The sequence below is a fragment of the Curtobacterium sp. MCLR17_051 genome, assembly GCF_003234395.1.
Taxonomy (GTDB): Bacteria; Actinomycetota; Actinomycetes; order Actinomycetales; family Microbacteriaceae; genus Curtobacterium; species Curtobacterium flaccumfaciens.
In genome coordinates, this window is sequence record NZ_QKTA01000001.1 from 479,287 (window position 1) to 503,855 (window position 24,569).

18 protein-coding genes and 1 tRNA gene are annotated in these 24,569 nt (G+C 72.0%); 6 read left to right on the forward strand and 13 right to left on the reverse strand.

Going from position 1 to position 24,569, the window contains the following annotated elements; translation table 11 throughout:
- Positions 1 to 7: 7 nt before the first annotated feature.
- The 3 genes from efeB to efeU are packed head-to-tail and all read right to left on the reverse strand — an operon-like array spanning position 8 to position 4,129.
- Positions 8 to 1,312: an iron uptake transporter deferrochelatase/peroxidase subunit gene (gene efeB / locus DEJ06_RS02310; RefSeq protein WP_111038267.1), complete on the reverse strand. Its 1,305-nt coding sequence runs from the start codon at positions 1,310 to 1,312 to the stop codon at positions 8 to 10.
- Positions 1,309 to 2,532, reverse strand: a complete 1,224-nt coding sequence (gene efeO / locus DEJ06_RS02315; protein WP_111038268.1) for an iron uptake system protein EfeO — start codon at positions 2,530 to 2,532, stop codon at positions 1,309 to 1,311. Before efeO ends, efeB begins: the two co-directional genes overlap by 4 nt.
- The gene (gene efeU, locus DEJ06_RS02320) at positions 2,519 to 4,129 is read right to left on the reverse strand and encodes an iron uptake transporter permease EfeU (RefSeq protein WP_111038269.1); all 1,611 of its coding nucleotides are present in this window, start codon (positions 4,127 to 4,129) and stop codon (positions 2,519 to 2,521) included. The genes efeO and efeU overlap by 14 nt, the downstream gene beginning before the upstream one ends.
- Positions 4,130 to 4,198: 69 nt before the next feature.
- Between efeU and DEJ06_RS02325 the strand changes: the two genes are divergently transcribed.
- Together DEJ06_RS02325 and DEJ06_RS02330 are read left to right on the forward strand one after the other, a co-directional pair.
- The gene (locus DEJ06_RS02325) at positions 4,199 to 4,960 is read left to right on the forward strand and encodes a trimeric intracellular cation channel family protein (RefSeq protein WP_111038270.1); all 762 of its coding nucleotides are present in this window, start codon (positions 4,199 to 4,201) and stop codon (positions 4,958 to 4,960) included.
- Between the two features lie 247 nt (positions 4,961 to 5,207).
- Positions 5,208 to 5,810 (forward strand): TetR/AcrR family transcriptional regulator, encoded by a 603-nt coding sequence (locus DEJ06_RS02330; RefSeq protein WP_111038271.1) that lies wholly within the window; start codon positions 5,208 to 5,210, stop codon positions 5,808 to 5,810.
- Between the two features lie 496 nt (positions 5,811 to 6,306).
- Here DEJ06_RS02330 and DEJ06_RS02335 read toward each other — a convergent pair whose 3' ends face one another.
- From DEJ06_RS02335 to DEJ06_RS02355, 5 genes are all read right to left on the reverse strand, one after another.
- On the reverse strand, positions 6,307 to 8,658 hold the full coding sequence (locus tag DEJ06_RS02335; protein WP_146247010.1) for a DUF3488 and transglutaminase-like domain-containing protein: 2,352 nt from the start codon (positions 8,656 to 8,658) through the stop codon (positions 6,307 to 6,309).
- 5 nt (positions 8,659 to 8,663) lie between these two features.
- On the reverse strand, positions 8,664 to 9,995 hold the full coding sequence (locus DEJ06_RS02340) for a DUF58 domain-containing protein (protein ID WP_111032893.1): 1,332 nt from the start codon (positions 9,993 to 9,995) through the stop codon (positions 8,664 to 8,666).
- Positions 9,995 to 10,999, reverse strand: a complete 1,005-nt coding sequence (locus DEJ06_RS02345; RefSeq protein WP_071406487.1) for a MoxR family ATPase — start codon at positions 10,997 to 10,999, stop codon at positions 9,995 to 9,997. Before DEJ06_RS02345 ends, DEJ06_RS02340 begins: the two co-directional genes overlap by 1 nt.
- A gap of 202 nt (positions 11,000 to 11,201) precedes the next feature.
- Positions 11,202 to 12,206, reverse strand: a complete 1,005-nt coding sequence (locus DEJ06_RS02350; RefSeq protein WP_111038273.1) for a sugar phosphate isomerase/epimerase — start codon at positions 12,204 to 12,206, stop codon at positions 11,202 to 11,204.
- Positions 12,203 to 13,444, reverse strand: a complete 1,242-nt coding sequence (locus tag DEJ06_RS02355; RefSeq protein ID WP_111038274.1) for a Gfo/Idh/MocA family protein — start codon at positions 13,442 to 13,444, stop codon at positions 12,203 to 12,205. The genes DEJ06_RS02350 and DEJ06_RS02355 overlap by 4 nt, the downstream gene beginning before the upstream one ends.
- A 116-nt stretch (positions 13,445 to 13,560) precedes the next feature.
- Between DEJ06_RS02355 and DEJ06_RS02360 the strand changes: the two genes are divergently transcribed.
- Positions 13,561 to 14,565: a LacI family DNA-binding transcriptional regulator gene (locus DEJ06_RS02360; RefSeq protein WP_111038275.1), complete on the forward strand. Its 1,005-nt coding sequence runs from the start codon at positions 13,561 to 13,563 to the stop codon at positions 14,563 to 14,565.
- A gap of 78 nt (positions 14,566 to 14,643) precedes the next feature.
- On the opposite strand, the gene DEJ06_RS02365 is transcribed toward DEJ06_RS02360, so the two are convergent.
- A complete protein-coding gene (locus DEJ06_RS02365; protein WP_111038276.1) occupies positions 14,644 to 15,093 on the reverse strand; it encodes a MarR family winged helix-turn-helix transcriptional regulator in 450 nt (149 codons plus the stop codon).
- Between the two features lie 127 nt (positions 15,094 to 15,220).
- On the opposite strand from DEJ06_RS02365, the gene DEJ06_RS02370 reads away from it, so the two are divergent.
- Positions 15,221 to 16,411 carry an MFS transporter gene (locus tag DEJ06_RS02370; RefSeq protein ID WP_111038277.1) on the forward strand — a complete coding sequence of 397 codons (1,191 nt, stop codon included), beginning with the start codon at positions 15,221 to 15,223 and terminating at the stop codon, positions 16,409 to 16,411.
- 66 nt (positions 16,412 to 16,477) lie between these two features.
- On the opposite strand, the gene DEJ06_RS02375 is transcribed toward DEJ06_RS02370, so the two are convergent.
- The 4 genes from DEJ06_RS02375 to DEJ06_RS02390 form a co-directional block, all read right to left on the reverse strand.
- A tRNA-Ser gene (locus DEJ06_RS02375) sits at positions 16,478 to 16,567 on the reverse strand.
- A gap of 519 nt (positions 16,568 to 17,086) precedes the next feature.
- Positions 17,087 to 18,418, reverse strand: a complete 1,332-nt coding sequence (locus DEJ06_RS02380) for an LCP family protein (protein WP_111038363.1) — start codon at positions 18,416 to 18,418, stop codon at positions 17,087 to 17,089.
- 172 nt (positions 18,419 to 18,590) lie between these two features.
- Positions 18,591 to 19,271 carry a GntR family transcriptional regulator gene (locus DEJ06_RS02385; protein ID WP_111038278.1) on the reverse strand — a complete coding sequence of 227 codons (681 nt, stop codon included), beginning with the start codon at positions 19,269 to 19,271 and terminating at the stop codon, positions 18,591 to 18,593.
- A gap of 169 nt (positions 19,272 to 19,440) precedes the next feature.
- The gene (locus tag DEJ06_RS02390) at positions 19,441 to 20,895 is read right to left on the reverse strand and encodes an MFS transporter (protein WP_372444921.1); all 1,455 of its coding nucleotides are present in this window, start codon (positions 20,893 to 20,895) and stop codon (positions 19,441 to 19,443) included.
- A 224-nt stretch (positions 20,896 to 21,119) separates the two neighbouring features.
- On the opposite strand from DEJ06_RS02390, the gene DEJ06_RS02395 reads away from it, so the two are divergent.
- The gene (locus tag DEJ06_RS02395) at positions 21,120 to 22,505 is read left to right on the forward strand and encodes an AAA family ATPase (protein WP_027466108.1); all 1,386 of its coding nucleotides are present in this window, start codon (positions 21,120 to 21,122) and stop codon (positions 22,503 to 22,505) included.
- Positions 22,498 to 24,516: a VWA domain-containing protein gene (locus tag DEJ06_RS02400; RefSeq protein WP_111038279.1), complete on the forward strand. Its 2,019-nt coding sequence runs from the start codon at positions 22,498 to 22,500 to the stop codon at positions 24,514 to 24,516. The genes DEJ06_RS02395 and DEJ06_RS02400 overlap by 8 nt, the downstream gene beginning before the upstream one ends.
- Positions 24,517 to 24,569: the final 53 nt, after the last annotated feature.

The window sequence follows — 24,569 nt, forward strand, 5'->3', positions numbered from 1 at the left end:
ACTCAGGTCAGCGGAAGAGCTGCTCGCCGATGTACGACCCCTTGCGCGGTGCCGGCGGCACGGCGAACACCGCGGAGCCGATGTGCGAGACGTACTCGTTCAGCCGGTCCGAGGCACCGAGCTTCCGCTGCAGGCGCGTGAAGTGGTCCGGGTCGTTCACGTAGGCGATGAACAGCAGCCCGGCGTCGAGCTGGCCGTACTCGTTGAGCCCGTCGGTGTAGTTGTACGGCCGGCGCAGGATCTTCACGCCGCCGTTCGCCTCGTGCGCGGCGAGGGCGATGTGCGACGTCGCGTCGATCTTCGTCGCACCGTCGTCGTCCTTGGCGTGGAAGTCCGGGGTGGTGTGCTCATGCCCGCCGGAGAGCGGTGCGCCCTGGATCTTCGTCCGCCCGAACACCCGCTGCTGGTCGCTGACGACGTCCGCGTCCCAGGTCTCGATGTTCATGCGGATCTTCCGCACCACCTGGTAGCTGCCGCCGGCCATCCACCCGGCGTCGCGGTCGAGCCAGACGAAGCGGTCGTGGTCGGCGTCGGTCGTGATGTTCCGGGTGCCGTCCTTGAACCCCATCAGGTTGCGGGGCGTGCTCTGGTGCGGCCCGGCCGATGCCCGGCCGAAGCCGAGCACGGTCCAGCGGACGGTCGCGGTGCCGCGGGCCATCCGTGCCAGGTCGCGCACGGCGTGGTACGCCACCTGGGGGTCGTCGGCGCAGGCCTGCAGGGACAGGTCCCCGCCGGTCAGGCCCTCCTGCAGGTTGTCGCTCGGCAGCGTCGGGATGTCGGCGAGCGAGGCCGGACGGCGGTCGGCGAGCCCGAAGCGCTCGTCGAAGACGCCGGGACCCAGGCCCACCGTGACGGTCAGGGACGCCGGCCCGAGGTCGAGCGCCTCGCCGGTGTCGGCACCGACCCCGTTGCCGTGCGCGGGTTCGACGCTGCCGACGGTCTTGCCGGCCTGCAGCTGGGCGATCGCGGCCGACCAGCGGGCGAGGAGCACCTGCAGCTCGGTCGTGACGGTCGTCGACAGGTCGAACGTCATGTAGACGCAGTACCGCTGCGGGGTGGTGCGGATCCCGCCCTGCGGCTGCCGGGCCGCGGTGGCGTAGAACGGCTGGCTCTGCGACAGGTCGATCGACTCGTCGCCGTTCGTCGCCGCCGTGAACGGGTTCACGCCGGTCGCCGCGGTGGCGCCGCCGATGCCCGCAGCCGCGCCGACCCCGGCGCCGGCCACGGCCAGGCCGGCGCCGAACAGCCCACGGCGGGAGACGTTCGCCCGCGGTGCCTCGTTCGCCCGAGGTGCCTCGTCCGGCTCGGTCACGCGGTCGCGACCTTCTCGGCCAGGCGGGACAGCGGGTCCTGCAGCGCCTGGATCTGCTGCGAGATCGTGTTCGCGTCGGACTTCTTGGTGGCGACGTCCCACGTGGCGAAACCGCCCAGGTCGTCGGCGTCGCGGTAGCCGTCCATCATCGTGTTCGTGGCGTCGAACTGCTTGGCGATCTGCTTCGTCAGGGTCGGGTCGAGCTTGGTCAGCCCCGGCTTGAGGTACGCGAAGGCCTGACGGGCACCCTCGACGTTGGCAGCGAGGTCGACGAGGTCGATGTGGCTGTACGCCTCTTCCTCGCCGGTGATCTTGTTCGACTGCACCTCTTCGAGCAGACCCGCGGCACCGTTCGCCAGGTCCTCCGGCTTGTAGTCGAGCGTCGGCACGAGCTTCGCGAGCAGCTGCACGTCCTCGGTCAGGTCCGCGGCGGTCTGCTTGGTCGACGCGGTGATCTTCCCGGCCTGGAACAGGTCCTTCTCGACGGCGTGGAACCCGCTCCAGCCGACGGCCGGGTCGAGGTTCGAGGCGCGCATGTCGATCAGGTAGTCGAGGTTGCCGGCGTTGTCGGTGGCCTTGAAGCCCTTCTTGACGAAGCCGTCGACGTCGCTCTCGACGTGCTCGTAGAACGGACGGGCGTTCGCGTAGTCGGTCTTCGCCGCGTCGAGGTCGCCGGCGTCGATGTGCTTCTGCATCTGCTCGACCGCGGCGACCATGTCGGTGACCTGCCCGTCGACGTAGGTCGCGTAGCCCTTCGTCCCGTCGCGGAGCAGGGTCGAGGCGCTGCTGTTCGCGGTCGACGCGGCCTTGCCGGTGACGGTGAAGTCCGTCAGCTCGGTCTCGGCACCGGGGCAGTACACCTGGTACTTCCCACCGGTCAGCGTGGCGGTGAAGCGGACGGCGTCGAGGCCGGGCGCCAGGTTCTCCTTCTCGCCGAGGATCCGCTGGTCCTGCAGCAGCTCGACCTCGGTGATCGCGGTCGACGACTCGTTCTTGACCGTGAAGGTGACGGGGCCCGCGGGGACCTTCGTCGAGGACACCGCGCAGGCGTCCTGCCCGTCGTTGGTGAGCGTGATGGTGACGCGGGAGACCTTCGCGTCGCCGGAGCCGGAGCCGTCGGCTCCGGTGGACCCGCCGGCGCACCCGGTGAGTGCGAGGGCGGTGACGGCGCCGAGGGCGCCCAGGGTGATCAGGGGTCGGACGGGCTTACCGAAGGACATGGTCGGTGCTCCTTGCAGGGTCCGCGGCCGGAGGGCCACGAGCGGGGACGGGTTCGGGGGTGGGGATGGTGGGGAGTCGCCGGCGACGGCGGTCACGGAGGGCCAGCAGCGCCTGCGCGGCGGCCGCGATGCCCAGGGCGATCGGCAGCCAGGCCTTCCAGAGCAGCAGGTCGGCTGATCGCGAGTCCGCTGCGGCCACCGAGGCGGCCGACCGCTCGACGCGGGCGTCGGGGACGGACCAGACGGTGCGGTCCAGGGTCGTGGTGCGCGCGGACGGGAGGCCCCCACCGCTCAGCGTCAGCACCTCGCGTTCGTCGCGGGTCGCGTCCAGGACCCCACCACGGACGGTCCACAGGGTCACCGTGTCGCGCACGGCCCAGCGCGCCGAGAAGGGGCCGGGGTTCGTCGACGGGGAGACCCCGACGGGCAGGCGACCGAACAGGGTGACGAGGTCGTCGAGCGTCAGCGTCGACGGACGGTCGGCACCGCTCCCCTGCTCAGTGTTCCCGTCCTGCACGACGCGCCACCGGTCGGCGGCCACGCCCGCGCGGGTGACGCGGCGGTGGGCCGACGTCGGCAGGGTGATTCGGGCCTCCTGGCCGGTTCCGGTGCCGGCCACGCGGAGGACGCCGGACGCACCGTCGACGCTGGCGGAGACGGAGCTGGCGTCGCCGCTGACCGCGGTGGTGCGGGGCAGGTCGACCCCGCCTGTCGGCACGGCGATCGCGAGTGCCGCTGCCGCCACGGCGAGTGCACCGGCGACGACGGCGCGCACCCGGGGCACGCGGTCCGGCGACGGACGCCAGGCGCGCGGCCAGAGCGTCAGGGCCAGTACCGGGACGACGTAGAGGACCCAGCCGAGCACCTCGATGACCCGCGGGTCCGGCGGGATGCCGAGCACGCCGGTGACCAGGGCCCCCTGCACCGAACCGTTCGGCGCGAGCCACGACAGGTCGACGGTGCGCTGCTGGCCGATGACGATCCAGCCGGCCTCGTGCGCGCGGCGGAGGACGGTCAACACCAGGCCGCCCGCGACGAAGACCAGGAAGACCCCGGTGCCGGTGAAGAACCGCGACAGGTTGAGGCGGACGCCACCGGTGTAGATGCCGAAGCCGACGACGACCGCGGCCGCGATGCCGATCACGGCACCGAGGGCGGCGAGGCCGGTGTCCGACGACGCCTGGAACGTGGCGAGGAGGAACACCGAGGTCTCGAAGCCCTCCTTCAGGACGGCGAGGAACGCCATGCCGGCGAGGGCCCAGGCGGTGCCACGGCCGAGGGCTGCGGTCGCACTGGCCTCGAGGTCGGCGGTCAGGGTGCGCGCGTGCGTGCGCATCCAGACGATCATGCCCGTCACGAAGACGACGGCGACGATGCCGATGACCGCCTCCATGCCCTCCTGCTGGGCCTGCGGCAGCGCCTGTTCGACGGCCTGCAGCCCGAAGCCGACGGCGATGCTGAGCAGCACCGCGAGCCCGACGCCCGACCACATCGGGCTGAGCGGGACGCGGTTGCGACGCAGGAACGCGGCGATGATGCCGACGATGAGCGTGGCTTCGAGGCCTTCACGGAGACCGATGACGAGAGTGGCGATCATGACGAAGGTGAGGCTAACCTAACCGCCGAACGGCCCGCCAGTCGTGCGACGTGATGTTTGATGGTTCTCATGAACCTGCTGTCCGTCGACGGCCTGGCGTCGGTCACGAACGTGCTCGACCTCGCCGGGGTCTTCGCGTCCGCCCTGCTCGGCGGCTCCATCGCCCGCGCGATGGACTTCGACCTGTTCGGGTTCCTGGTCGTCGGGTTCGTCTCCGGACTCGGCGGCGGGATGCTCCGCGACACCCTGCTGCAGAACGGACCACCCGTCGCGCTCGTCGACCCGCTGTACGTGCCGGTCGCCGTCGCCGGGGCGCTCATCGCGTTCCTCGTGTCGTTCTCCGAGGTCACCTGGGACCGGCTGTTCACCGTGCTCGACGCCGCCGTGATCGGGTTCTGGGCCGTGGTCGGCGTGCAGCGCACCTACGACGCCGGGCTCGACTGGCCGGCCGCGATCATCATGGGGACCATCACCGCGGTCGGCGGCGGGGCCATGCGTGACCTGCTGCTGCGGCGGGTGCCGGCGGTGTTCGGCGGCAACGCGCTGTACGCCACCGTGGCCGTCGCGGCCTCGGCCGTGATGGTGATCGCCTCGGCGCTCGGGTCGCCGTCGCTCGGCATCCTGCTCGCGATCACCCTGTCGCTCGGGCTCCGCTGGGGAGCGGTCCGGCGGGGCTGGGGGCTGCCGAACGGCCGTGACTGGCAGCCGAAGTCGACCCTCGGTTCGCTGCTCCGGCGGGGTCGGAGCCTGCGACCGGACGCGCTCCGGTTGCTCCGGCGCCCGGGCCGTCGGACCGGTGCCGGCAGTGTCCGAGAAGAGCACGAGGACTGAGGGGCTGTCCTCCGCGGCCCCGCGACGCTACGATCAGTACCGCCGGGTATCGTCCTGGCAGTTCTGCCGGGGATGGTCCCGGTGAACGCTGTCCGCACAGCACCGACGCGACCCGAACGCGCCGGTTCCGAGCAGACGTGGGGATGGGGGCTTCGCTGATGCCGCGCGGGATCAGACGCGCGGCGCGGCAGGTCTCCACCACGATGCTCTCCCCGACGACCACCACCACAGGTCGGAGCAGCAACCGATGAGCGACGACGCTTCCCCCACCCAGCGCATCCCGCGCGCCGAGGTCCGGGAACGCCTGCTCGCCGCCGGAGCCGCGGTCTTCGCCGAACAGGGTGTGTACGGCGCGCGGCTCGACGACGTCGCAGCACGCGCGGGGTTCAGCAAGGGTGCGGTCTACTCGAACTTCTCGTCCAAGGAAGACCTGCTCGCCCAGGTCATGCAGCGGTCCACGAACGTCGTGCTCGCCTCACTGCAGGAACTCGTGCACGCGGACATCGCCGCCGTCGACGTCGGGGACGTCCTGCGCGCCGCGTTCGGGCAGAACGACCAGAGCGAGCAGTTCGCGCTGCTCTCGGCGTTCCGCGGGTACGCGGTGCGGCACCCGGAGCTGCTGCCCGAGTTCATCCGGCAGCGCCGGATCCTGCAGGACGGGGTGCTCGAGCTCGTGCGGCTGTGGCTCGGTGCCCACCCCGAGGTCGAGGTCGGCATGACCCCGGAGGAGTTCGCGACCGTGCTCATCGGGGCGAACGTCGGCCTGGTGTTCGACGCGCCGGCGCTGCCCGGGGTCGATCCGGGCGAGCTCGTCGCGACCCTGGTCGAGGCGGTCATCCGCCGGCGCTGACGCGCGCGCCCCGCGGCGCGGGCGGGCGGCGTGCGGGCGGCGGGCGGCGGGCGGCGGCGAGGCGCGGCGGTCGGGGCTTCGCACCGTGCGAGGTTCGCCACCCCGTGCCCGCACGACCGCCCCGTGCCCGCCTACAGCCCCGCACCGAACCACCAACCACGCACCACCCGACCAACCCCGCACCGTGCAACACCCGCCGAGCCATCGCCCACCGGAACCCTCACCGTGCGAGGTTCGCCACCCCGTGCCCACTCGAACGCCCCGTGCCCGCCTACAGCCCAGCACCGAGCCACCAACCACGCACCACCCGACGAGCCCCGCACCGTGCAACACCCGCCGACGCGACGCCCAACGGAGCCCGCACCGTGCGAGGTTCGCCACCCCGTGCCCGCACGACCGCCCGGTGCCCGCCCACAGCCCCGCACCGAGCCACCAACCACGCACCACTCGACGAACCCCGCACCGTGCAGCACCCGCCAGCCGGCACGCGCCCGCGTCAGGCCGTGCGACGATCCCGACGGCGGGGCTTCGGCCCGTCGTGGGACCAGGCGGACGACGGCAGCAGGCTCGGCGGCAGCAGGCGCGACCGCACGACGCGCACCGTGGGGACCGAGGCGTCGAGAGCCCCGCGAGCGTCGCGGACGTGACGTTCCAACGCCGCCGTGTCCACCGATGCGGCCCCGTCGGCGGCGAAGCGCTCGCGATCGACCGCGTCGACCGCGGCCTCCAGGTGCGGCACGACCGACTCCGGCAACCCGGGCCGCAGGCGTCCGAGCACGGCTCGGGCGGTCCGGGCCACGGCGGCGGCGTCACCCGGCGGCGCGAGGCCCGGGGCGTACCCGTGGTCGGCGACGTCGTCGAGCAACTCGCGCCACGCCTGCACGGCGGGTGACCGACCGGCAGCGATCGCCGACAGCCTCGACCGACGGCGAACAGCGCGCACGAGGCCCGGGGCGACGAGGACCGCGAGCACGAGCAGCAGGCCCACGAGCAGCCCGACCGGTCCTCCGCCGCCGCCGGTGCCGGACACACCCGTGGCACCCGGAACCGGGGACGCCGACGGGGTCGGTGACGCTGATTCGTCCGCCGGGGTGGTCTGCTCGGGCGCCGGCAGCGGGGTCTCCGGTGCCGCTGCGGTCGGCGAGGCCGAGGGCTCCTCGGACGGCGCAGCTTCGTCGGAGTCGGGCGTCGGCTCGAAGGCGACCCACCCTGCGCCCTGGATGTACAGCTCGGGCCAGGAGTGCAGCTGCCGGTTCGACACCGCGTACTCGCCGTCGGGCTGCGGCGACCCGGCCCGGTACCCGACCGCGATGCGCGAGGGGATGCCGAGCGTGCGGGCCATCACGGCCATCGCGGACGAGAAGTGCACGCAGTACCCGTCGCGGACCTTCAGGAACGTCGAGACGACGTCCATGCTGTCGCCGTCGTAGCCCTGCTCGACGGGAGCGGTCTCGGAGTACGTGAACAGGTCGCTGCGGAACCACTGCTCGAGTGCCCGCGCTCGCCCGTAGTCGTCGGTCGCGGCGGCGGCGACGCGGGTCGCGGTGGTCGAGATGTTCGCCGGCAGGTCGTCGGGCAGGGCGAGGTCGGTGCGGAGCTGCTGGCGGCTGGGCTCCCGGAAGCCACGGCCGTCGGAGCGGGCGAGCACCCCCGAGGCGGCGACCGCGTCGAGGTAGTCGTTGGCGAACGTCGAAGCCCCGTAGACCTCGTACATCGCGCCGCGGGCAGTCGCGGCTCCGGTCGACCGGACGGTGCTCGAGTTCCCCATCCACCGCCACTGCGACAGGTCGAGGTTGGTGGACTGCGACTCGATCGACACCGCACCCGACGGCACCGGCAGGTAGGTGCTGGACAGCCCGGTGATCCGGACCGTCACGTCGCCGCGGCTCGCCAGGCGCGGGTTGACGCCCTCGGCCCACTGCTGTTCGTCGGCGGTGTCGGCCTCGGCTGCGTTCGTCACGGTCGGCACCCAGTCCCCCGTGCCGAACTCGTCCAGGTCGGCGAGCTTGAGGTACTCGGGCTGCCCGTCCGACGAGCGGTACCGGAACACCTCGAGCTCGCTCGGACGGCGCAGGTCGTTGCCGAGTTCGAGCAGGGTGCCGGGCCGTCCGGGCTGGATCGGCGACTGGATCGCCCCGGTCACGCCGGACAACCAGCTGGCGTTGAGCGGCACGATCGTCGGCAGCCCGATGGCCACGACGAGCCCGATTGCCCCGACGACCGCGGCCGGCAGTACACGCTGCACCGGGCGCACGGACAGCCAGAGCAGGGCGAGGAACGCCACCGCCGTGGTGATGACGAGCGGGGTGCCGGCGGGCTGCCCGGTGATGACACCCGGCACGATCAGGATGACGAGGGCAGGAGCAGCGGCGAGCGACGGGATCCGCGCGATGGCGGCGAGGAACAGCGAGACGGCCGCCACCCAGCCGATCGACGCGGTGACCACGAGCCGGATCGCGTCGGTCTGCGGCAGTGGTGCGGGGTTCAGGCGGATCGCGGCGAGCGTCTCCCCGAGGGCCCCGTCGGCGTCGAGCCACCCGAGCGGTTGGATGTCGTTGACCAGTGCGGCGGCGCACGAGCAGGCGATGACCGTGCCGACCAGGACGACGAAGCGGATGCCGGGCGTCTGGCGGCGTACCGCGAGCATCACGGCGACGAGCACGGCGACGACGACGACGCCCGATGCCCACCAGGCGATGCCCTGCACGAGCGGCCGGATGGCGAGGGCGGCGAGGAGCACGGGCACCGGCGCGAGGGCCACGACCCAGGCGCTCGGGACGTCACGCAGGTCGTCGTCGCGGTCGAGGATCTCGCGCACGTCGGCACGGCCACGCGCCGGTGCGCTCACCCCGGTCACCGGGCGGCTCCGGACGGCGTCGCGCCGACGACCGGCACCACGAGGGTCCGCCAGCCGCCGCGGTCGAGGATGCCCCGCACGGCCGGGTCCGGCGGCACGATCGTCGCCAGGATGCCGCGGCTCGACCCGCTGGTCGCGCTGACGAGTTCGGCGGCTTCCTCCGCGGTGCAGGTGCCCGTCACGACGGCGGTCATGCCGTGCACGTCGCGGCCACGGACCTCGGGCAGGACGTCGGTGACTTCGCGGGCGTCGGAGCGGAGCCGGACGTCGGCGAGCCCGACGAGCACGTCGGTCAGCCCGCCGACGTCGCCCGCGTGCCGGGTCGCGCCTTCGGGACCGTCGAACACGAGCACGACACGGGAGGTCCGGGCGGCGAGCGCCCGGGCGACACTGGCGGCCACCACGACGGCGTGCTCGAAGGCCTGGTCGCCGCCCAGGTCGGAGAGTTCGGCGAGGTCCTCTCGACCGAGCCGCTGGTAGGACTCGCGCCGGACGTCGAGGGCGATCACGGCCTCGGGCGGCTGGGCCTGGGTTGTCTGGCGGACGTGGAGTTCCCCGCGCCGAGCGCTCTGGGCCCAGTGCACCCGGCGGATCGGGTCACCCGGTCGGTACGGGCGGAGTTCGCTGTCGTCGGCGGAACCACCCTGTCCGACCCGGCCCTCGTCGGCCGAGACCGCACCGGCGAGCGCCCCGGCGTCGATCGCCCCGAGGGGTGCCGAGGCGGGGACGACGACGACCTCTTCGGCCGGGACGACGGGACGGTCGATGCGGAGCAGGCCGAACGGGTCCTCGACCCGGATCGTCACGGGGCCGACCAGCGAGCGGCCGCGGTGCATCGCGAGCGCCTCGACGTCGAGCACCGCCGGCGGCAGGTTCGGCCCGACCTCGGCGTAGGTCTCCGCCTCCGCCAGGCTGGCGAAGGCGTCCTCGAGCTGTTCGCGCACGAGCAGCGTCGCCCGCGGGCCGATCGGCAGGCTGGTGCTGCCGAGGGTGATGCGTTCCCGGTAGACCTCGCCCACCTGCACGATCGCCCGTGCGGTGCTGCGGCTGCCGCGGAGCGGGGTGGCGACGACGAACGCCATCACGATGCCGAGTACGACCAGCACGAGCAGCAGCAGGCCTGCCGTGACGGCCACGCTCGTGGTGCCGACCAGACCGCCGCCGACCAGGCCGATACCGACGGCGATGACCGTCCAGCCCCGGATCGTCGGGCGCGGGAACGGGGTGCGTCGGGCCAACGACAGCCCCCGGCGGCCGAACCGTGCCGCCGTGGACCGCGCGGCACCGACGCGTCGCAGCAGCGACGGCGGTGCCGATGGACCGGCCATCAGGAGCGGACGGGGGTGGCCGTGAACGGGATGGCGGTGTCGGAGACGATGCGGACGACGATCTCGCGCACGGTGTCCTCGCCGGTGCCGCCGAGCCCACGGGCGACCGGCACGAGCCGGTGCGCGAGCACGATCGGGGCGAGTGTCGCGACGTCGTCGGGGGTGACGAACGGGCGGCCGAGCAGGGCTGCGTGCGCACGGGCCGCCTGCGCCAGGTGCAGCGTCGCGCGGGGGCTCGCACCGAGCACGAGGTCGGGGTGGGTGCGCGTCGACCGGACGATCGCGATGATGTACGCCTCGACGTCGGGGGCGATGTGCACCCCGGCGACGGTCTCGATGATCGCCCGCAGCGTGGTGACGTCGACGATCGGCCGCAGGCGCGACAGCGGGTCGCTGCCGCCGCGGTTCGCGAGCATCTGCCGTTCGGCGTCGACGCTCGGGTAGCCCATCGCGATGCGGGCCATGAATCGGTCCCGCTGCGCCTCGGGCAGCGGGTACGTGCCCTCCATGTCGATCGGGTTCTGCGTCGCGACGATCATGAACGGCCGGTCGAGCGGACGCGTCACACCGTCGACGGTGACCTGCGACTCCGCCATCGCCTCGAGCAGGGCGGACTGGGTCTTCGGGCTGGTGCGGTTGATCTCGTCGCCGATGACCACGTTCGCGAACACCGGGCCGGGCGAGAACCGGAAGGTGCCGGACGACTGGTCGAAGATGTTCACGCCCGTGACGTCGGACGGCAGCATGTCCGAGGTGAACTGGATGCGGTTCACGGACCCGCCGACCGAGGCGCCGAGCGCCTTGGCGAGCACGGTCTTGCCGACGCCGGGGACGTCCTCGACGAGCAGGTGCCCCTCGGCGAGCATCACCGTCAGGGCCGTGCGGATGGCTTCCGCCTTGCCGTCGATCACCGTGGCGACGGAGGCCACGATGTCGTCGCCCACCGCCCGCACGTGTTCGAGCGGGAAGGCGGGGTGGGTCGGCTCCGGCACGCAGGGCTCCATCGTCGGGGACAGGTGTCGTGCATGCTACATCGGGCCGGTGACAGCACCCGGTACGGGTGCACGGACTGGTCGTTCCGCGCACCGGTGGCCGATCCGCGTGTGGTGGGGCCGGGAGGCACGGCCCGCCACACGCCGATCCGTCACCCGGTGCGCGGAACGGTTCACGGGCCTCCAGGCAGTGTCCGGGTCGGCTGACGGACCGTCAGGACCGGGGCGCCAGCGCCGCATCCGCGGCGCGCAGCACGCGTGCGGCGACCGCGACCCCTTCTTCGCGCCCGAGCTCGGTGTCCTCGTGCTCGATGTTCACCCACATGTCCGGGTCGATCGCACGCAGGGCCTCGAGGAACGTCGTCCAATACGCCTCGTCGTGGCCCTTGCCGAGCGCGACGAAGTCCCACGCCGACGGCTTCGGCCACTCGTTCGCCCACTCGTCGCCGCCGAGGTTCGTGCGCGACTCGTCCGGCGACAACCGGCGGAACGAGTTGTCGAGCACCCCGTTGATCGCGGCGTGCGGGTTGATCCGGACGTCCTTCGCGGCGGCGTGGAACACGAGCGGCCCGAGGTCGTGGGCGACCGCCACCGGGTCCATCTGCTGCCAGAACAGGTGCGAGGCGTCGAGTTCCACCCCCACGTTGGTCAGCCCGCCGCGCTCGACGAGCTCCCGGATCGACGCCGGGTTGAAGACGAGGTTCTGGGGGTGCAGCTCGAGCGCGACCTGCACACCGTGCTCCCGGGCCAGGGCGTCGATCTCCTGCCAGAACGGCACCGCGACGCTCCACTGGTGCTCGAGGACGTCGAGCGCGGCCGAGTTCCAGGCGTTCACGATCCAGTTCGGCCTCGTGCCACCCGGCTCCCCCGCCGGCAGTCCGGACATCGTGACGACGCGGTCCTGCCCGAGGCGGGCCGCCAGGCGGATGCTGCGCCGGACGTCCTCGGCGTGCGCGGGACCGATCGCCGGGTCGGGGTGCAGCGGGTTGCCGTTGCAGTTGAGCCCGGCGATCTGGACGCCGGTCCCCGCGAACTGCGCGAGGAACGCGTCACGCGCCCCGTCGTCCTGCAGGATCGCGTCGATGTCGGGCACGTGCACCGGGGGCAGGAACCCGCCGGTGTTCAGCTCGATGCCGGTGAGGCCGTTGGCCGCGATGACCCGGAGTGCGTCCTCGAGGGGCCGGTCGTGCAGGATCGCGTTGTAGAGACCGAGTTTCATGCGCGGACACCACCCTCCGTGGTCGGGACGACGGCGTCGGCAACGTCGACGGACGTGCCCCCGGCCGCGGCGGACCGTGCCACCGCGTCGAGGACCTCCATGTTGTGCACGCCGTCGTCGAACGTGGCGTTCGCGGGCAGGGCGTCGGGCACGGCGCCGGACAGCCCCGCGATCTCGTCGAGGAACGCCCGCGCCTGGTACTCGAACATCTGGTTCTGCCCCCAGCCGACGCCCGGGGCGTCCATCGCCATGCCGCCCGCGACGTAGGGGTGGTCCGGGCCGAGCACGACCTGGCGGTACCCACCCAGACGCGAGCCGTCGGACTGCAGCGCGAGGCCGATCTCGGAGGCGCGCTCCTGGTCCCAGCGGGCGGCGCCGCGCTCGCAGAACACCTCGATGACGAGGCCGTTCGGGTGCCCGGCCGCGACGCGTGAGGCCTCGAGCGACCCGACGACCGTGCCGTCGCCGAACCGTGCACTGAACGTGGCGTAGTCGTCGTTGCCGACGGCCTCGGTCTCTCCGGTGAGCGGGACGGCCTGCCCCCGCAGGGCGTGTCCGGCGGCCACAGGGCGCTCGGTGATCGACGTGGTGAACGTCCCACCGCTGACGCTCCGGACCGGGCCGGCGAGGAACTCGGCGACGTAGGACAGGTGCGAGCCGACGTCGGCGAGCGCGCCGGATCCCGGCTCCCCCGTGAACCGCCACGAGAACGGGACGTCGGGCGAGGCGCCGTAGTCGGTCCAGTACCGGCCGGAGACGTGCAGGACCCGGCCGAGCGTGCCGTCCTCGACGAGCTCCTTGATGGCCGCGAGGCCGGGAGCCCGGCGGTAGGTGAACCCGATGCGGCCGAGCACTCCGCGCTGCTCGGCCTCGGCAGCGGCGGACGCCATCGCGCGGGCATCGTCGAGCGAGTCGGACAGTGGCTTCTCGCAGAGCACGTGCTTGCCGGCGGCGAGCAGCCCCTCGACGATCTCGCGGTGCAGGGTGTTCGCGACGACGACGCTCACCACGTCGATGTCGTCCGCCGCCGCGATGGCCCGCCAGTCGGTGTCGTGCCGCTCGTAGCCGAAGCGCCGTGCGGCCGCGGCGGCGAGGGGCTCGTAGACGTCGCCGACCGAGACGAGCCGGACCGGCGGCAGCGTCGAGGTGAAGAGGGAGGGTGCGTTCCGCCACGCAGCCATGTGGGCCTTGCCCGCCATGCCCGCGCCGATGACGGCGACGCCGATGCTGTCGCTCATGTTCTCTCCTTCGAGAAGGTCGCTGGATCCCGATTCTGGAACGTTCCAGAACGTGTCGGTAGACTGTAGCCGCACCAGCCCATGTCCTGTCAAGCACCGTGCCGGAAAGGCTCAGCGTGACCCCTCGCCCGCCGACGATCATCGACGTCGCCGCACGCGCAGGCGTCTCGAAGTCCCTGGTGTCGATGGTGCTGCGCGACGATCCCGGGGTCTCCCCCGCCCGCCGCTCCGCGGTGCTCGCCGCCGTCGCGGAGCTCGGCTACCGCCCGAACCGCGCCGCCGCCATCCTCGCCGGCACCCGGACCCGCACCATCGGGGTCATCGTCGACGACTTCCGGAACCCCTGGTACGTCCCGATGCTCGACGGCATCCGCGGGGCCCTCGCCCCGCACGGCCTGCGCCTCACCCTCGCGGACACCCGCGCCAACGCTCACCTGGGCTCCTCACCCTTCGACGACCTGGTCTCCCTGCGGGTCGACGGCGTGGTGCTCGCCGCCGAGGGCTTCCCCGACGTCGTCGTCCCCGCCGACACCCCGGTCGTGGTCGCCGGCGCACGCGAGGACGTCCCCGGCGGACTCGACGTGGTCGCCTCCGACGAAGCCGCCGGCGGACGGTTGGCAGCGGATCACCTGATCAGCCTGGGTCACCGCCGCATCGCCCACGTCACCGGCTCGGGAGGCCCGGCTGCGCTCCGCCGCGACGCCACGGTCGCGCAGCTGGTCGCGTCCGGCATCGAGCCGCTGGTCTACGGCTCCGGCCCGACCTCGGAGACGACCGGCTACGAGGGCATGCGGCTCGCCCTCCGGGAGCACCCCGACCTGACCGCGGTGTTCGCCGCGAACGACGTCATGGCGATGGGCGCGATCGCCGCCGTGCAGGAAGCCGGACTCCGCGTGCCGCAGGACGTCTCGGTGATCGGCAACGACGAGACCCCGCTCGCCGCGTCCCCCTTGCTGCGCCTGACGACGGTCGACCCGCACAACGACGAGGTCGGGCGCCTGGCGGCTGCGCGCTTGGTCGAGCGGATCGGCGCGATTTCGGGAACGCCGGCGGATCCCATCAGGACACTCGTGCCCCCGACGCTCGTCGTGCGGTCGACGACGGGGCCGCCGCGCGCCTGAGCGGCGACCGCCCCGGGGCCGACGCCGGCGGGGCGGAGGTGCGCCGGGCCTCCAGGCCGGGTGCGAGGTGACCCGAGGTCAGACGCGCGCGCCCTCGAGTCGCTCGACGGACTCGGCCAGGTCGGCGAGTTCGGGGACCTCGTGCGCCTCGGCGAGGGCGCCCTCGAGCGCCTCGGCGTGGATCGGTGTCGCACGCTCGAGCAGGACCTGCCCGGCGTGCGTGAGCTCCGTGTAGAGCCCGCGACGATCGTCGGCGCACAGGACACGGGTCAGCAGGGCACGCTCCTCGAGCCGGTTCACCAGCCGGGTGGTCGCACTCGGGCTGAGGGCGGCCGCGCGGGCGAGCTGCTGCATGCGCATGTGGAAGCCGTCCTGGCGGCGCAGGGCATCGAGCACCGTGAACTCGACGACGGACAGGTCGACCTGCCGGAGGGCCCGCTCCAGGCGCGTCTCGATCAGGCCGTGCAGCGCTGCCAGGGTGCGCCAGCCGTGGGCACGGACGGCGGTGGAGGTGTCATCGACGGACATCGGGGCTCCTTCGGTCGGTGCAGACGGCGACAGTTGCTTGCGCGGGTACCCCGCGTGTGCAACTATCGATATCCCGCGTCTGCAACAACCAGCGTACGCGGCACAGCTGCACAACGGAAGGACATCCATGCCCGCGGGACTCATCGCCCTCGCACTCGGCGGATTCGGCATCGGCCTGACCGAGTTCGTCATCACCGGCCTGCTGCCCGAGGTGGCGGCCGACTACGGCGTCACCGAGACCACCGCCGGCTGGCTCGTCACCGGATACGCCCTGGCGGTCATCGTCGGGGCCCTCGGGCTCACCGCCGCGACCACGCGACTTCCCCGCAAGCCCGTCCTGCTCGGGCTGCTCGTGCTGTTCATCGTCGGCAACACCCTGTCCGCGATCGCCCCGACCTACGGCGTGATGATGACCGGCCGCGTCATCGCCGCCCTGTGCCACGGCGCGTTCTTCGGCATCGGCTCGGTCGTCGCCGCGAACATGGTCGAGCGGTCCAAGCGCGCCTCGGCCGTCGCCCTGATGTTCACCGGGCTCACCGCGTCGAACGTGCTCGGCGTCCCGTTCGGCACCTTCCTCGGCCAGGCCGCCGGTTGGCGTGCGACGTTCTGGGCGATCGCGGCCATCGGCGTCGTCGCCCTGATCGGCGTGCTCGTCCTCGTCCCCGCGGTCCGCTCCACCGAGGTTCCGTCCCTCGCCCGCGAGCTCGGCGCCTTCCGGTCCGGGCAGGTCTGGCTGTCGCTCGGCATGACCGTGCTCGGCTACGGCGGGATGTTCGGCGCCTTCACCTACATCGCGTACACGCTGACCTCGGTGTCCGGCTTCCCGTCGTCGGCGGTGCCGTGGCTGCTCATCGTGTTCGGCATCGGGCTGTTCGTCGGCAACTTCGCCGGCGGCAAGCTCGCGGCCCGCTCGATCGACCGCACGCTGCTCGTGGTGCTCGTCGTGCTGACCGTGGTGCTCGCGGTGTTCGCCCTCGTCGCGACCTCGCCGGTGCTCACCGTGATCGCCCTCGTGTTGATGGGGGCGTTCGGGTTCGCGACCGTCCCGGCCCTGCAGACGCGGGTGATGCAGTACGCCGACCACGCACCGACCCTGGCGAGCGGGGCGAACATCGCCGCGTTCAACCTCGGCAACGCACTCGGGGCCTGGATCGGCGGCCTGACCATCGCCGCCGGCCTCGGGTACACGTCGCCGATCTGGGCGGGGTCGGGGATCACCCTGGCGGCCGTGGTGCTGACGCTCGTGGCCATGGGCGCGGTGTGTCGGGGGCGTGCGGGTGTACGGACCACGACGACGGGGAGCATCGCGACGGTCTGACGCGGGCGCTTCGGGCGCTAGGAACGACGAAAGCCCGGTCCGATCGGACCGGGCTTCATCGTCGTGCGGAGACGGAGGGATTTGAACCCTCGGTCCCCTCAAAGGGGACTCCACCTTAGCAGGGTGGTGCACTCGGCCGGACTATGCGACGTCTCCAAGCACTCTCGCGAGCGCTGCGACCACCATACAGGAGGACCGCGCCACTCTCGACCCGACGCACACCCGCGCGTGGCACAACCCGTCACACTCGGTCCCCCGAAGTGGGGACACGTGGGGGTTGTCGGGGCGTACCCCACTGCATACCATCATCGGGACGCGGCAATCACGTTCCGGGGCTCGTCCCCGTCGTCGCGACACAGCACCCGACGTCGTTCCCCGTGCGGGCCCGGCGCGCCCGATCGCGTGGCGCCCGGCGGGGAGCGACTTCCCCTGGGGGCGCGGCCCACCACCGCGCCCCCGTTTCCGTGTTCGGGGGCGGGTGCACTGCTGACGTCCGGGCGCGTGAACGCGCGCACGGCCACGGTCGGGCCCACGAAAGCGACACTGTGCCGCCGAGCTCGGCCGTCACAGGTGCCAGGGCGACAGAGTGTCGCGGATGTTCGGCGGCACTCTGTCGCTTTCGCGGAAGGGGCAAAGGGGCGGGAGGCGGCAAGCAAGCGACCGTCCGCCCGCGCCTCAGTACCCGAACGCCTTGGAGCAGGTCTGCTGGTCGGCGGACTGGCCCTCGAGCCCGTCGATGGTCTCGGGCGTCGCCGAGGGGGTGCGCGGCGCAGCGGACGACGGCGCCGCCGGTGTCGCGGGGGTCGCGGGCTCCGGCGCAGCGGCCGGCGACGACGGTGCAGCGGTCGGCTGCTGCGGACTCGGCTGCGTCGGGTTCGTCTTCGTCGGGTTCGTCTCCGACCCGATGCCCGTGCTGTCCGCCCCGAGGGAGAACGACTGGTCAGCCTTGATCTTCGCGAACAGCCGGTCGGCCAGGTACGTGGTCGGCTCGACCTTGCCCTCGTAGACACCGGTGCCGCCCGTGGCGCCCGGGTACTGCACGAAGTTCACCTGCGCCAGCGGCAGGTCGCGCAGCGCCAGGCCCATCTGCACCATCGTCCCGATGTCGTTCAGGCTCTGGGACAGCTGCATGTTCGACGCCGCCGCCCGGGCCAGCTTGTACAGGCGGGCCGGCGAACCGAGGGTGTCGTTCGACTTCACGGTGCGGAGCAGCGACGACAGGAACACCTGCTGGCTCGAGATCCGGCCGAGGTCCGATCCGTCGCCGACCCCGTGCCGCGTGCGCAGGAACGCCAGGGCCTCGTCGCCCTGCAGGGTCGAGGTGCCGGCCGGCAGGTTCAGCCCGGTGTACGAGTCGGTGATCGGCTGGGCGACGCAGACCGGCACGCCGCCGATCGCGTTCGACATCTCGATGACGCCCTTGAAGGACACCGCGGCCGAGTACTGGATGTCGAGGCCGGTCAGCCCGGCGACCGTCTGGGTGACGCAGTTCAGGCCGCCCTCGCCGAACGAGGTGTTGATCGGCTGCGCCGCCATCGCCGGGGCCGTGCCCGTGCCGTCGGTCTTCTTGCAGGCCGGGATCGGCGTGACGAGGTCGCGCGGGATGCTCACCGCGGTCGCGTTGGTGTGGTCGGCCGAGACGTGCAGCAGGATGTTGACGTCGTTGAGGGTCGCATCACGCTCCCCGAAGGCAGCACTCTGCTCGGGGTCGTTGTCGGTGCCGACCACGAGCATGTTGAACCCGCCCTTGAAGGCGCTGATCGGCTTCGCGCCGCCCTTCGCCTGCGGTGCGGGCTGGCCCTGGATCTCGACGCCGTCACCGAGGTCGTCCGTGACCTGCTTCGCCGCGATCGCCGTGACCGAGACCGAACTCACCAGGGCCACTGCGACGACGGCGGAGACCGTCTTGGCAGCGGTCGCGAAGGGGCTCGAGCGCCGCAGACGTCCGTGCCGTGCGATCCCGGACGCTCGGTTCAAGCGGTGGGATCGATCGCGGACGTCGTTCACGGGCACTCCTGTCGTCGGTGGACACGCCGGGGACGGCAACCGGTCAAGGCTGCCACGACGTTGCCTGACGATCCAGTGCGAGGGACACCGGTGACACTCGCTGCTCAGTGCCGCGACCTGCGGATCCACGGCGGTCGGCGCGGACCTGAGCGGATCCGCAGCCGAGGTCGGTTCAGGCCGACACGACCACCCGGAAGCGGTCGGGCAGGGCGATCAGGGCGGACGACAGGTCGAAGAGCGCCGCGGCACAGTCGTCGAGGGCGTCTCGCTCAGCAGCGGCCACGGCCCGCTCGACGATCTCGACCCGTCGTCGCCGGTCGACCACGGCATCGATCCCGTTCGCCAGGGCGACGTCGTCGGTGAAGAACATGTCGAGCACGATGCGCTGCGACAGCAACCAGTCGCCACTGACCGACGACCCGCGGCGCCGCAGGTACCAGGCGCCGAGTTCGACGAAGGCACCGGCCTCGGTCCAGCACTCCCGCAGCCACACCTTGTCGAACCGGTCGTGGTACCCGACGGAGTTCGACGGCGGATCGACGAGCAGAGCCTGGGCGATCCGCAGTCGCTCGATCATCTGGTCGACCGACCACTGCGAGATCACGACACCGACGTAGCGCTGCACGCTGGCCAGCTGCAGGGACTCGAGGGTCACGAGGGCTTCGCGCACCGGTGTGCGCGACACCCGCATGTCCGATGCCAGGGTGTCGAGCCGCAACCGCTGCCCGCGGCGGTACTCCCCCCGCAGGACGTTGTCGAGCAGTCGCAGGAACACCGCGTCGCGCAGCAGGCTGCGGCGCAGGCCGTGGGGATCGAGGCCGCCGGCGCCGGCTCGGATGGGGGTGTGCTCCATCAGCCCAGGCTCACGCACGGACGGCACCCCCGAGGCGAGGGCGGTCGCTGCCGTGGATCGTGGTCGCCGGTGTCGCGCTGTGGAGGAGTGCCATGCAGGCACAGTGACAGCGCTGCGACGGCGGCGCTAAACACTCTGAATACAGAATGTCAGGCCGAAGCCGCAGGGCTCACCTCCGGTCGGACTTCGCGTCCCCGGTGAGCACCGAGAGCGGTTGGGTGACGTCCTCCAGCCCCTTCCGCGCGGCGTCGACCCCGAATATCAAGGCCACCACGCCGCCGCCGATCATCACCGCGGATCCGAGCAGGTACCCCCAGAACAGCGGCTCCCGCGACGAGCCGTCACCGATGAAGGCACCGTAGATCGCCGGCGCGACCGCACCGAAGATCTGCGCCAGGGCGAAGAAGTACGAGATCGCCTGCGACCGCAGCTCGAGCGGGAAGATCTCGCTGACGGTCAGGTAGGCGCTCGACGCACCGGCCGAGGCGAAGAAGAACGAGACGCACCAGAACGCGACCTGCACCGTCGCCGAGATCGCGTCCGCCCGGAAGAGGAACGCGGACGTGGCGAGCACGAGGCCGGAGACCAGGTAGGTCAGGAAGATCATCTGCCGACGACCCCAGGTGTCGAAGAAGCGCCCCAGGATGATCGGGCCGAGCAGGTTGCCGATCGCGAACGGGAAGAAGTAGACCGCCGTCTCCGCCGTCTTCAGACCGAAGAAGTTCGTGAGCACGAGGGCGTAGGTGAAGAAGATCGCGTTGTACAGGAACGCCTGGGTGATCATCATCGTCGCGCCGACGAGCGTGCGGGTCGGGTACTGCTTCAGCAGCACGCGCGCGATGGCCAGGAACCCGACGCGGTCGGTCGGCGTGACCGTCATCGCCTTCGACTGGTCGACCTCCGGCAGGGGCTTGCCGGTCGCCTTCTCCACCGACGCCTCGATGCGGGAGACGGTCGCCTCGGCCTCTTCCTCGCGCCCGTGCGTCATCAGCCACCGCGGACTCTCCGGGATGTGGCGTCGCAGGAAGATGATCGCGATGCCGAGCACCGGGCCGAGGAAGAACCCGATGCGCCAGCCGATGTTCTCGGCGAAGTAGGACGTGTCGAGCAGGTAGATGTTCGCGAACGCGCCGAGCGCGGCACCACCCCAGTACGTGCCGTTGATGGCGATGTCGACGTGCCCGCGGTACTTCGCCGGGATGAGCTCGTCGATCGCCGAGTTGATCGCCGCGTACTCGCCGCCGATGCCCAGCCCCGCGACGAACCGGAAGGCCGCCAGGAACCAGAAGTCCTGCGCGAGGCCCGCGATGCCCGAACCGATCAGGTAGATCGCGAGCGTCAGGATGAACAGCTTGCGCCGCCCCAGCCGGTCGGACATGCGCCCGAACACCAGGGCACCGACGACCTGGCCGACCAGGTAGATCGTGCCGAGGGACGTCACCTGCTGCGTCGACAGGTTCAGGTCCGCCTGGAAACCCGCGTTCGAGACGATCTGGATCTCGAGACCGTCGAGGATCCAGGACACGCCGAGTCCGACGACGACGCTCCAGTGGAACCGGGTCCACGGCAAGCGGTCCATCCTGGCGGGCACCAGGCTCTTGATGGTTGCGTTCGCGCTGCTCACGAGATGGGACCGTACGCCGAGATCGCCGATGTGGTTCAGATGCGGAACGAGCAACCGGGGGCGGAGCCGGATCCCCCTACTTCGAATCCGGCTCCGTCGCCGGGATCTCAATGATCGCAAGTGCGATGGAAACCCACAAGCGGACGGGAGGCGCGGTGCGGGCCCGCCACGGGCCTCCCGTCCGACCCTGGTCGCCGTCGCGAACGCGGCGTAGCGTCGGAGAGGTGACCCGACCTGACATCCGCACGGTCGGCGAGCTCCGCACCTCTGGTCACGTCCAGAAGACGGTCCGCGCCGAGATCCGCGACAACCTGCTCACCGCCCTGCGCCAGGGCACCGATCCGTGGCCCGGCCTGCACGGCTTCGAGACCACCGTCATCCCCCAGCTCGAACGCGCCCTGATCGCCGGGCACGACGTCGTCCTGCTCGGCGAGCGCGGCCAGGGCAAGACCCGCCTGCTCCGCACCCTGCAGGGCCTGCTCGACGAGTGGACGCCGGTCATCACCGGCTCCGAGCTGGGCGAGCACCCGTACGAACCGATCACCACCGCGAGCATCCGGCGCGCCGACGACCTCGGCGACGCCCTGCCGATCAGCTGGCGGCACCGCGACGACCGCTACGTCGAGAAGCTCGCGACACCGGACACGAGCGTCGCCGACCTGATCGGCGACGTCGACCCGATGAAGGTCGCCGAGGGCCGCAGCCTGGGCGACCCGGAGACCATCCACTTCGGACTCGTCCCCCGCGGGCACCGTGGCATCGTCGCGATCAACGAACTGCCCGACCTGGCCGAACGCATCCAGGTCGCGATGCTCAACGTGATGGAGGAGCGCGACGTCCAGATCCGCGGCTACGTGCTGCGGCTGCCGCTCGACGTGCTCGTCGTGGCGAGCGCGAACCCCGAGGACTACACGAACCGCGGCCGGATCATCACGCCGCTGAAGGACCGCTTCGGCGCCGAGATCCGCACGCACTACCCGATCGAGCTCGACGACGAGATCGCCGTCATCCGGCAGGAGGCCCAGCTGACGGCCGAGGTCCCCGACGCCCTGATCGAGATCCTCGCCCGGTTCACCCGCGCACTGCGTGGTTCGAGCGCCGTCGACCAGCGCAGCGGTGTGAGCGCCCGGTTCGCGATCGCCGGTGCCGAGACGGTGTCCGCTGCTGCGGTGCACCGCGCAGCGCGCCAGGGCGAGGACGAGGCGGTCGCGCGGCCGATCGACCTGGAGACTGCGGTGGACGTCCTCGGCGGCAAGATCGAGTTCGAGAACGGCGAAGAGGACCGTGCCGACGAGGTCCTCGAGCACCTGCTCCGCACCGCGACCGCCGAGACCGTGCGCTCCCGGTTCAAGGGCCTCGACTTCGCGGTGCTCGTGGACGCGCTCGACGGCGGCACGATGGTGACCACGGGCGAGCAGGTCAGCGCCCGGGCGTTCCTCGAAGGGCTCCCGTCGATCGGCGAGTCCGACCTGTACGACCAGGTGTGCGACCGGATGGGTGCCACGAACGACGGCGAACGCGCCGGCGCGATCGAGCTCGCCCTCGAGGGCCTGTTCCTGGCCCGGCGCATCAGCAAGGAGTCCGGCGGGGGCGAAGCCGTCTATGGCTAGGCAGAACCGGCGCCTGACGCGCGACACCCGGTACGGCCGGTACACCGACGGCCCCGACCCGCTCGCCGCCCCGGTCGACCTGGCCGAGGCGCTCGACGCCATCGGGCAGGACGTGATGGGCGGCACGTCGCCCGAGCGCGCGATGCGGGAGTTCCTGCGGCGCGGGGGCCGGACGCAGCGCGGTCTCGACGACCTGGCCCGACGGGTGGCCGAGCGCCGCCGTGAGCTGACGAGCAAGAACAACCTCGACGGCACCCTGCAGCAGGTGCGCGAGCTCCTCGACCAGGCGCTGCTCGCCGAGCGGGGGGAGCTCGCCCGCAACGTCGACCTCGACGACGGCGACCGTGCCCTGGCCGAACTGCAGCTCGACAGTCTGTCGCCCTCCCCCGCCGCCGCGGTGCAGGAACTCGGCGACTACGACTGGACGAGCCCGGCCGCGCGGCAGAAGTACGACGAGATCAAGGACCTGCTCGGCCGCGAGGTACTCGACCAGCGCTTCGCCGGCATGAAGCAGGCGCTCGAGGGCGCCACCGACCAGGACCGGGCCGCGGTCAGCGCGATGATGCAGGACCTCAACGCCCTGCTCGAGGCGCACGCCCGCGGCGAGGACACCCAGCAGCAGTTCGACGACTTCATGGACCAGCACGGCGAGTACTTCCCGTCGAACCCCGCGAACGTCGACGAGCTGCTCGACGACCTGGCAGCCCGCGCGGCGGCTGCGCAGCGCATGCGGAACTCGATGACCCAGGAGCAGCGGGACGAACTCGACGCCCTCGCTCAGCAGGCCTTCGGCTCCCCCGACCTGATGGGGCAGCTGTCCCACCTCGACCGTACCCTGCGCGCACTGCGTCCCGGCGAAGACTGGGGCGGATCCGAACGCATCGACGGCGAACAGGGCCTCGGGCTGGGCGACGGCACCGGGGTGTTCCAGGACATCGCGGACCTCGACGCCCTCGCCGACCAGCTCGCCCAGTCCGGACCGGGCTCGGAGCTCGACGACCTGGACCTCGACGCGCTGTCCCGGCAGCTCGGCGACGAGGCTGCGGTCGACGCGAAGACCCTGCAGCGCCTCGAGCAGGCGCTCCGGAACTCCGGGGCGATGCGCCGCGGTGCCGACGGGCAGCTCTGGCTCACCCCGAAGGCGATGCGGCAGCTCGGCAAGAGCCTGCTCAAGGACGTCGCCCAGCGGATGTCCGGTCGTCAGGGCGCACGGGACCTCCGTCGATCGGGCGCCGCGGGCGAGCCCTCGGGGGCGTCGCGGCAGTGGGCGTTCGGCGACACCGAGCCCTGGGACATCCCGCGGACGATCACGAACGCCGTCGTGCGGACGGCGGCCAGCGGGCGGCAGGGAGCCGGCGTGCGCCTGAGCATCGAGGACGTCGAGGTGCAGGAGACCGAGGCCCGCACCCAGGCCTGCGTCGCGCTGCTCGTCGACACGTCGTTCTCGATGGCGATGGAGGACCGCTGGGTGCCGATGAAGCGCACCGCCCTGGCGCTGCACACCCTGGTGTCGACCCGGTTCCGCGGCGACGACCTGCAGCTCATCGCCTTCGGTCGCGAGGCCGAGGTGATGGACGTCGAACAGCTCGTCGGCCTGGACGCGATGTGGGACAAGGGCACGAACCTGCACCACGCCCTGCTGCTCGCCAACCGGCACTTCCGCAAGCACCCCACGGCCCAACCCGTGCTCCTCATCGTCACCGACGGCGAGCCCACGTCGCACCTCGAGCCGAACGGGCAGGTCTGGTTCGACTACCCGCCCGACCCGGTGACGATCGCGCTCACCGTGCGCGAGCTCGAGAACGCCGGACGACTCGGTGCCCAGACGACGTTCTTCCGGCTCGGCGAGGACCCGGGGCTCGCCCGGTTCATCGACGCGATGGCGAAGCGGGTGGACGGCAGCGTCGTGGCGCCGGAGAACGACGACCTCGGGGTCGCCGTGGTCGGCTCGTACCTCGGCTCGCGTCGCGGGGCCGGCGGCGCGCTCTTCCGCGACGACTGGGGGCTCTGAAGCCCACACGAGACGGACTGGAGGCCCGTGGCGACACCGCCACGGGCCTCCCG